The organism is Alteromonas sp. G5_S2_22_S1, assembly GCF_054968525.1.
The window spans coordinates 24,740-33,051 of sequence record NZ_JBQKUJ010000025.1; the positions used below are offsets into that span (position 1 = coordinate 24,740).

6 protein-coding genes are annotated in these 8,312 nt (G+C 46.2%); all 6 read left to right on the forward strand.

What is annotated here, in order from left to right; all coding sequences use genetic code 11:
- Positions 1 to 5: 5 nt before the first annotated feature.
- The 6 genes from ACTRWF_RS18575 (at position 6) to ACTRWF_RS18600 (ending at position 8,294) form a co-directional block, all read left to right on the forward strand.
- Positions 6 to 1,211 (forward strand): argininosuccinate synthase, encoded by a 1,206-nt coding sequence (locus ACTRWF_RS18575; RefSeq protein ID WP_012517034.1) that lies wholly within the window; start codon positions 6 to 8, stop codon positions 1,209 to 1,211.
- 64 nt (positions 1,212 to 1,275) lie between these two features.
- Positions 1,276 to 2,658, forward strand: coding sequence for an argininosuccinate lyase (argH, locus tag ACTRWF_RS18580; protein WP_020742767.1), 1,383 nt, complete (start codon positions 1,276 to 1,278; stop codon positions 2,656 to 2,658).
- 15 nt (positions 2,659 to 2,673) lie between these two features.
- Positions 2,674 to 3,984 carry an amino-acid N-acetyltransferase gene (gene argA / locus ACTRWF_RS18585; RefSeq protein WP_012517032.1) on the forward strand — a complete coding sequence of 437 codons (1,311 nt, stop codon included), beginning with the start codon at positions 2,674 to 2,676 and terminating at the stop codon, positions 3,982 to 3,984.
- Between the two features lie 189 nt (positions 3,985 to 4,173).
- Positions 4,174 to 6,411 (forward strand): EAL domain-containing protein, encoded by a 2,238-nt coding sequence (locus tag ACTRWF_RS18590; RefSeq protein ID WP_462836014.1) that lies wholly within the window; start codon positions 4,174 to 4,176, stop codon positions 6,409 to 6,411.
- Positions 6,412 to 6,544: 133 nt separating this feature from the next.
- Positions 6,545 to 7,411 carry an alpha/beta hydrolase family protein gene (locus ACTRWF_RS18595; protein WP_020742765.1) on the forward strand — a complete coding sequence of 289 codons (867 nt, stop codon included), beginning with the start codon at positions 6,545 to 6,547 and terminating at the stop codon, positions 7,409 to 7,411.
- Between the two features lie 304 nt (positions 7,412 to 7,715).
- Positions 7,716 to 8,294, forward strand: coding sequence for a TetR/AcrR family transcriptional regulator (locus ACTRWF_RS18600; RefSeq protein ID WP_043959962.1), 579 nt, complete (start codon positions 7,716 to 7,718; stop codon positions 8,292 to 8,294).
- Positions 8,295 to 8,312 lie beyond the last annotated feature (18 nt).

An 8,312-nucleotide genomic window follows, 5' to 3' on the forward strand; every position in this document is an offset into this window, starting at 1 on the left:
CTTAGATGCAAAACGTTAAAAAAATCGTGCTGGCCTATTCAGGCGGGCTTGATACATCAGCCATCATTCCATGGCTAAAAGAAAACTACGGCTGTGAAGTTGTCGCATTTGCGGCAGATGTGGGCCAGGGTGATGAAGAGCTTGAAGGTCTTCACGAAAAAGCTATTGCCTCTGGCGCAAGCGAGTGCCACATTGTTGATTTAAAAGAAGAGTTCGTTAGCGAATATATCTTCCCTACTATCACGACAGGTGCGGTTTACGAAGGCGAATATTTGTTAGGCACCTCAATGGCGCGCCCAGTTATCGCTAAAGCGCAAGTTGAGATTGCGCGTAAAGTCGGTGCTGATGCGCTCTGCCACGGTTGTACGGGTAAGGGTAACGACCAAGTTCGTTTCGAAAGCACCTTTGCAGCCCTTGCGCCAGATCTAACCGTTATCGCGCCTTGGCGTGAATGGGATATGGTAAGCCGTGAAGACTTACTTGCCTACCTAGCTGAGCGCAACATTGCCACCACAGCGTCAGCCACTAAAATTTACAGCCGTGATGCAAACGCATGGCACATTTCACATGAAGGTGGCGAGCTTGAAGACCCATGGCAAGAGCCTACCAAGCAAGTGTGGACCATGACGGTAGACCCTGAAGATGCGCCAGATACGCCTGAGCGTGTAACCCTATCGTTTGACGAAGGTAAGCTTACTCATGTTGATGGCGAAGCGCTGTCTCCGTATCAAGCACTAGTTAAGCTGAACACAGTGGCTGCAGCCCACGGTGTTGGCCGTATCGACATTGTTGAAAACCGTCTTGTGGGTATGAAATCTCGTGGCTGTTATGAAACGCCAGGAGGCACAGTACTGCTAAAAGCTTACAAAGCCCTTGAAACCATGGTGCTTGATAAAGCAGCCCTTAAATACCGTGAACAAATTGGTCTTGAGTTTTCACACGTCATGTACGATGGCCGCTGGTTTACTGCCCTTAACGATGCACTATTAGCTGGCGCAGCATCTTTTGCGAAGAAAGTGACAGGCGATATCGTGGTTAAGCTTTACAAAGGGCAAGCTACGGTGACGCAGCGCCGTTCGCCTAACAGCCTTTACTCTGAAGACTTCGCCACTTTCGGTGCCGATGATGTATACGACCAGAAACACGCAGAAGGCTTTATTCGCCTATTCAGCCTCTCAAGTCGTATCGAAGCACTGAAAAACCAAGGTTAATCGCATACCGCGCGCATTCGCGCGCGGGTAGCGAACGCAATAAACAGCATTTAAGGAGCATCACATGGCGTTGTGGGGTGGCCGGTTTGAATCCGGTGCAAGTAGTATGTTTAAACAGGTTAACGACTCGTTGCCGTTCGACCAAGTCATGGCAAGCCAAGACATTCAAGGCTCGATCAGCTGGTCACGTGCTTTGCAAAAAGCAGGTGTACTTACCGCTGGTGAACAAGCGCAGCTAGAAGGCGCGCTTAGTGAACTAAAAGCGCAAGCAGATGCCGGTGAATTAGACTTTAACGCCTCTAGCGAAGAAGACATTCACAGCTTTGTTGAAGCCGCGCTTATCGAGAAGCTTGGCGATATTGGCCGCAAGCTTCACACAGGCCGTAGCCGTAACGACCAGGTAGCCACCGACTTCCGTTTGTGGGTACGTGAGCATATTGCTTCACTTCGCGCTGATGTATTAGGTGTTATTAAATCACTTCTAAATGCCGCAAGCCGTCATCAAGAAGCGATTATTCCAGGTTATACCCACTTGCAGCGTGCTCAGCCCATTCACTTTGCACACTGGTGCTTAGCGTATGTGGAGATGCTAAAGCGTGATTTAAGCCGTTTAGACGACTTAAAAGTACGCATGAACCAGTGCCCTTTAGGCTCTGGTGCACTCGCAGGCACCACCTTTCCGGTAGACCGTCACGCCATTGCAGAAGAGTTGGGGTTTGACTCTCCTTGCTTAAACAGCTTGGATGCGGTGTCCGACAGAGACTTTGTACTTGAACTGCTGTTTGTTGCTAGTACCAGCATGATGCACTTATCCCGTCTTGCCGAAGACATGATCTTCTATAATTCAGGCGAAGCAGGCTTCCTGCAGCTAGGTGACAGCGTGACCTCAGGCTCGTCACTGATGCCGCAAAAGAAAAACCCAGATGCCCTTGAACTTATGCGCGGCAAATGCGGGCGCGTATTTGGCGCCCTACAAGCACTGCTTGTAACCATGAAAGGCCTCCCTCTTGCGTATAACAAAGACATGCAAGAAGACAAAGAAGGCGCTATCGATACGGTTAATCAGTGGCACATTTGTTTGTGTATTGCCAGTGAAGTACTCGATTCACTTCAGCTTAACGAAGAACGCTGTCGTGTAGCAGCGGCTCAAGGTTTTTCTAATGCTACTGAATTGGCCGACTACTTAGTAGGTAAAGGCGTGCCCTTTAGAACAGGCCACGACATTGCTGGGCGCGTAGTGCTTCAGGCGATCGACAAAGGCTGCGCTATTGAAGATTTACCGCTTAGCGACCTGCAAGCTATTAGCGATAAAATTGAAGACGACGTTTACCCAGTATTGCAGCTAGAGTACGGCGTGAACCAACGCAATATTCTAGGGGGCACCAGTAAAGAAACCGTGACGAAAGCTCTGTATCAAGAGCTGGAAAATTTAGACAAGCAAGGGTAGTTAAGGAACACTAGGATGGTATTAGCGCATCATGACGGCATCAAACTGTTTCGCAGTTCACTGCCATACATTAATGCTCATCAGGGAAAAACCTTTGTCTTGATGTTCGGTGGCGAAGCCATCGAACACCCTAATTTTCCGAATATTATTCACGACATCGCTCTGTTAAATAGCTTGGGCGTACGCGTGGTGGTGGTGCATGGTGCAAGGCCGCAAATTGACCAACGTGTTGCCCTTCGCAACATTGAGGGTAGATTTGAAAGCGGCGTGCGCATTACCGATAAGCAAACGCTAGAGTGCGTAAAAGATGCCGCTGGCTCGGTACGCTCTCAGGTAGAAGCTCTGCTTACTATGGGCTTGCCGAACTCGCCTATGCACGGTTCTCAAATTCGCGTCTGCTCGGGTAACTTGGTGGTTGCCAAACCTATGGGTGTGCGCGGTGGTGTGGATTTTGAAAACACGGGATTAGTTCGCCGTATCGATACGACGGGAATTAGCGATCACCTTAACGATGGCTCGATTGTGCTGTTATCCCCCATGGGCTACTCATCAACGGGTGAAGTGTTTAACTTATCCCATGAAGATGTCGCCACACAGGCAGCCATTGCGCTAAAAGCTGACAAGCTTATTGTGTTCTCGAACTATGATGGCGTGTATAACCGTGAAGGCCGTTTATTACGTACTATTGAGCGCCCACAGCTAGAGCAGCTCATGATGGCAGGCGATATCACCACAGAAGATACGGTGCTTAGCGCGCTTACCACCAGCGTAGCGGCAGGCGTTCCCCGCGCCCACTGTATTAGCTATGAAAAAGATGGCGCGTTACTTCAAGAACTGTTCACGCGAGACGGCACTGGCTCACTAGTGATGGAGCACCACTACGAGCAGCTACGCGCGGCCACTATTGAAGATGTGGGCGGTATTTTAAAGCTTATCAAGCCACTGGAAGAAAGTGGTGTGCTAGTAAAGCGCTCTCGTGAACGATTAGAGAATGAAATTAATCAGTTCATTGTAATAGTGCGTGACGGTATGATCATCGCCTGTGCGGCGTTGTACCTTTATCCCGAAGACGGCTGTGCGGAGTTAGCTTGCGTGGCAACGCACCAAGATTATCGCGGTAAAAACCGCGGCGAGCGTATCTTAGATGAAGTACGTGCGCGTGCCAAAGAAGCGGATATACATAGTATCTTCGTGTTAACTACGGTGACCGCTCACTGGTTCTTGGAGCAGGGTTTTGAGCCTGCCGATATTGGCGCTTTACCCGCCGTAAAAAAAGAACTGTATAACTTCCAACGCAATTCTAAGGTATTCACCTTATCGGTGTAGATAAGCATGAGAACGCTTTCGTTTTATTAAGGAAAGCGTTGCTCCTTCCTCCCATTAGAGAATACGAATTACACTTAATATCTTTAAAGCTACCACTAATCCACGTATAACGTTATATTGATACGCGGTATCCTCGCGATAACCATTTGATTCTAGTATTGAACATATTTTTACGTCCGTGGTTTGCTAGTGATTGCTAAAATAACAAAAATAATTAAAAACTATCTCTTACTGAATGACGATAATTTAAAAACCACAGACGCGAATATCTGGCGGCTTAGTGTACTTCGCACTATCTTGTTGATTGGCGTGATACTTACTTCTGCCATCGTTATACATTCATCCTATACAGCCTATGTACAAGAACTTTACTATGTCATGTACCTCACTCTGGGCTTTAGTGCTTTTCTCTTCGCTACGCTTGCCATCGGCTTAAAACACATAAAACTCGCCTCCGCTTGTTTAGTGTTAGCGGTGGTAGGGGCCTCGCTATGTATTTTATTTTTCACTCTCGACCTTATGTCAGCAAGGTATGGTCTGTTACTGCTATTTACACTGCCTATTATTGTTAGGGTGTTGTATGGCGTGAAAGCATCTATTGCCAGTATGTTATTGAACTTTATTCCTTTTTACCTGTTACTCAATAACACCCAGCTTTCGCCATTATTCGGTATCGACATTACATTGCCAGATACCCATACTTACCTTGCCTCGTTAATCTTTTTGTTCTTTAACTTTTGCATTCCCATGGCTGTGTTACGCGTTATGTCTTCACTTGAAAGGCAAGCTGAACATAACTTGCTACAAAGTAAAAAGCTCAACAAGTTAGTTAGCCGTTATCAAGAAATTTTTAATAACGGCGGAACGCCGTCATTTTTTTGCGATGACAAAGGGCGAATTTTGCAAGCGAACAAAGCGGCACGGGCACTTTTGAAAAGGCACAATCCTGATGGTGAATACATTCAAGATCTCTTCGCCCTTTCGTTACCCATAACTCGCGGAGTCAATCAGCTTGCCTCTATCTGCAATGCTCCCGAACGAGAATTCAAGCTACAGCCAGCCAGTTTAGAGCATCACAAAAAGCAGCTGATCCACTGCCACGATTTATCTGCGTCAAAAAAGAATATGCGTGAATTCGATGCATTCAAAAAGCAGCAGTTTGAAAAGCTCTACGTCAATGAACTCACTGGATTAAAAAACCACCACTTCTGGAAAAAGACAGAATCGAGTGAGAGCATTTTAAATCGCCATATTGTGCTATTGAAATTAGCCAATTTGCGAGAGGTCAATCTGCAGTATGGTTATAGTCAGGGTGATCAACTCCTGTTGCGTGCTGCGGCGCTACTCCAAAGTGAATTGCCGACCGATGTTAGTATCTACCAATTCCCTGGGGCGAAGTTTCTATTTACGCTAAACACTAAACACCTTGCTCAAAAAACTATCGAGGAATATTTAGCGCGTAAGTTACCCTCAAGCATGATGATAGATTCAGCCAGCGCAAAAGTGGAACACCCCTTATCATGGCGCGTCGGTCATTATCACGCAACTAGAGAGATTAACGTTGATGCTGCGGCAGAATGCTGCGCTATCGCCTTAAGCCAAAGCAGTGAACTTTCACCAATTGTATCGTTCAGTGTCAACACGGTAAAAACCATTAGGGAAAACACCCAGCAGAAAGACAACGTAAAAATGTTGCTCGATAACGGCTGTCTCGCCTTGTACCTTCAGCCACAGGTCGACATTAACGGTAACATTGTCGGTTATGAAATACTTGCGCGGTTAAAAGAGCCAAAAACAGGAACCGTGCTACAACCTTATCAGTTTCTTCCTCTGGTGGAACAAAATAAATGGGAAGTGCTTTTTACTCAGAAAATTATCGATGGCACGCTTGAACTTATCAAGTCGTGGCCGGCAGGCTTGCCCCCTGTTCCGTTAGCCATTAATTTGTCTGGGCCTGAATTGCTCAGCGATCTTTTCTATGAAAAGCTATTGCGTCGCTATTCTGAAACCCCTGAACTCGGTAAGCGATTAAAATTAGAGCTTACGGAGACGTCAGTACTGGCCAGCCACAATGAAACCAAGCGTCGCTTAACGTCTTTGTCGAACGTAGGGGCCACCATCATTATTGACGACTTTGGTACTGGTCACGCGTCGCTATCGCAACTAATTGATATGTCAGCAAGTATTATAAAGGTGGACCGAGAGTTCGTGGAACGTTTAGAAACCTCTGAGCGACACCGAAAAATCGTTAAGATGACGTTAGACCTAGCTAAGAGTTTAGAAATGCAGACAATCGCAGAGGGGGTAGAAACACACGCCCAATTGTCAGTACTAAAAGACATGGGGTTTAAACATTTTCAAGGTTACCTCTTCGGTAAACCAGCCCCCATCGAGCACTGGATAAGTGCATCAAAAGCGCAGGCTTAACTAAGTTTCCAAAGATCTAGCTAAACCTAATATGCGTTTATCACAAATTGAAATAAATCTTTTCATTGCAAACTCTGCTGAAGAACGCTTTACTGGTATGACCAGGTAGAAGTTAAAGAGTAAGGTACACCTAGTGAGCACCGCAAAGCCTAACGACATTACGGTAACGTGCAAGGACAGCATGCGTTTAAGCGCAACGCTTTTCACTCCCAGACAGCCTGCGAAGGCAGCGATTATGATTGGTCCTGCAACAGGCATTAAACGTCAATTCTACAGCGCGTTTGCCACTTATTTATGTAAGCAAGGGTTTGGCGTTATCACGTTCGATAACCGAGGCATTGGCGGGTCGGTAAAGGGCAGTGTTAAACAAAGTGATGCCTCGCTAGTAACCTGGGGTGAACAAGATATGCCGGCGGTGCTGGAGACACTAAAGATTCATTTCCCTAATGTGCCTTATTTTCTTGTTGGTCACAGTGCAGGTGGTCAACTGCTGGGTTTGATGCATAACGTACACGACCTCACTGCTTTTTGTAACTTTGGCAGTTCATCAGGTAGCTTAAGAAACATGCGTAAGAGCTATTTGCTAAAAGCGCATTTCTTTATGAATTTCTATATCCCTGTGAGTAATTTACTGTTCGGCCATACGAAATCTCAGTGGGTAGGCATGGGAGAGCCATTACCTAAAAAAGTGGCGCGCCAATGGCAGAAATGGTGTAACGGTAAAGGCTACGTAAAAACAGGGTTTGGTAGTGATGTTAACCAACACCACTACGACACCATTCAAATGCCTTCAAAGTGGCTACTCGCCAATGACGACGACATTGCTAATATTCACAACGTCCACGATATGATTAGCGTTTTCCCCAATATGGAAGCGGAAGTGGAGGAACTCGACCCTCATGCCAACAACGTAAAAGAAATAGGCCACATGAAGTTTTTCTCACGGAAATGTCAGCACTTATGGCCCAAGGTCACCGATTACATAAGACAGTATCTTTAATCCCCACGTAGGTTCTTATGCTTCACACTTTGTATATCATTCCTGTGTCAGCAGGCACCACTCTTTTTGCAATAGGCCACGAACAATCACACAGCGAGTGTTAACCGGTTTTCTCGTGAGCGCAAAACCCAGTACTACTCTCGCGCTCACCACCTAATTATCACGGGTTAATTCCCCAGTTTTCATCTATAGTTATTTTTATCCTGCGCTTAAGTAGATAAAGCGTTAGCCGAGATTAATAAAAGCGTTATAAACGAACCCTGCATAACGGCGTTATCTTATGCATATTGTAAGTAGTGTGGTAATGAAGAACGATACTCGACAAAAAATTTTAGAGGCTGCTTCGGCTTTGTTTTTAAAGGGCGGCACCAATGCGTTAAGCGTGCGTGCAATTGCAGAAGGTGCCGGTATGTCTACCATAGGCATTTACAGCCATTTTAAAGGTAAGCAAGGCATTTTAGATGCGTTATATATCGAAGGCGTTGAGCTAGTCGAAAAAGAAATGAAAGCTGCAGATGGTAATACTGCGGCCGAAAAAGTGATTAATGTGTGCGAGCGTATTCTAAATTTTTCTGAATCGCATACCGCACACTATCACCTGATATTTGCTTCTGAGCTGAAGGGTTACACCCCTTCTGATAAAGCAATAGAGGCCGGTAAAAACGTCTTTACAACGCTTGCAGCGCTTACTGCTACCCTTGCCAAAAAAGACCTATCCGTTGAAGACAAGCAGGACATAGCAATGCAGATTTGGGCATTAAATCACGGCTATATCACGCTTAACCAGCATGAAATTAGCAATCGAATAACTTGGAACAATTGGAAAGATCGTGCGCTTCAAGCTATTCGCCTGCACGTTTACGCTCTAGTTGCGACCCAGTAACAAAACGGGGGTCAGAGT

Excerpts from the sequence above, each read along its gene's own strand:
- ACTRWF_RS18575 (WP_012517034.1), top strand. The coding sequence starts at position 6 with ATGCAAAACGTTAAAAAAATCGTGCTGGCCTATTCAGGCGGGCTTGAT.
- argH (WP_020742767.1), top strand. The coding sequence starts at position 1,276 with ATGGCGTTGTGGGGTGGCCGGTTTGAATCCGGTGCAAGTAGTATGTTT.
- argA (WP_012517032.1), top strand. The coding sequence starts at position 2,674 with ATGGTATTAGCGCATCATGACGGCATCAAACTGTTTCGCAGTTCACTG.
- ACTRWF_RS18600 (WP_043959962.1), top strand. The coding sequence starts at position 7,716 with ATGAAGAACGATACTCGACAAAAAATTTTAGAGGCTGCTTCGGCTTTG.